General features: G+C 48.9%; 1 protein-coding gene. It reads right to left on the bottom strand.

Annotation, left to right across the window (positions count from 1 at the left end; all coding sequences use genetic code 11):
• A partial coding sequence (locus A3738_RS26175; RefSeq protein ID WP_156504513.1) for an ATP-grasp domain-containing protein occupies window positions 1-800 on the bottom strand: 800 nt, incomplete at both ends.

Here is an 800-nt window from a genome sequence, read left to right as displayed (position 1 = left end):
GGTAGCCTGGAAACGAAACCTTGCTGAGCAACCCTGGACAAGGTTGGAAGTCGCGATATGGATCTTCCGCATACAAACGCACTTGAATAGCATGCCCATGCGCCTTCAAATTCTTACGTTTATTGGCAAGATCAATGTCTTCTCCAGATGCGAGTTTTAGCATCCACTCGACGAGGTCGATGTCGAAGACCTCTTCGGTAACACCGTGCTCAACTTGTAAGCGGGTATTCACTTCTAAGAAATAGAATTGGTGCGTATCGGCATCAACAAGAAACTCAACCGTGCCTGCATTGCGATAACTTACCTGAGACAATAAAGCCTCAGCGGTTTGATGCAGCTCTGCTGCAAGCTCTGCGGGTAAATTTGGCGCAGGACATTCTTCCACGACCTTTTGGTTACGACGCTGGCTAGAGCAATCGCGCTCTCCAATGGCTAAGGCATTGCCTTGTCCATCACCAAACACCTGAACCTCAATATGACGCGCGCGTGCAATGAATTTCTCGATGAAAACACCATCATCCGCAAAGTTATTCGCACCAAGTCGTTTTACAGAATCATAAGCTTGCTCGAGTTCTTCAGGACCTAAACACACTTGCATGCCGATGCCACCGCCACCAGCGGTGCTTTTGAGCATGATCGGATAAGCAATGTTTTCAGCAACACGCAGCGCTTCATCCAAGCTTGGTAATAATTCCGACCCCGATAACAAGGGTACGTTTGCTTTTTGGGCTAGCTCACGCGCTTTGTGCTTGAGTCCAAAGACTTGAATCTGTTCTGGCGTCGGCCCGCTAAACGCGATG

The sequence above is a fragment of the Oleiphilus sp. HI0066 genome, assembly GCF_001635725.1.
The sequence above is the reverse complement of the archived record's forward strand: the minus strand, read 5'-3'. Positions and strand labels throughout refer to the sequence as shown.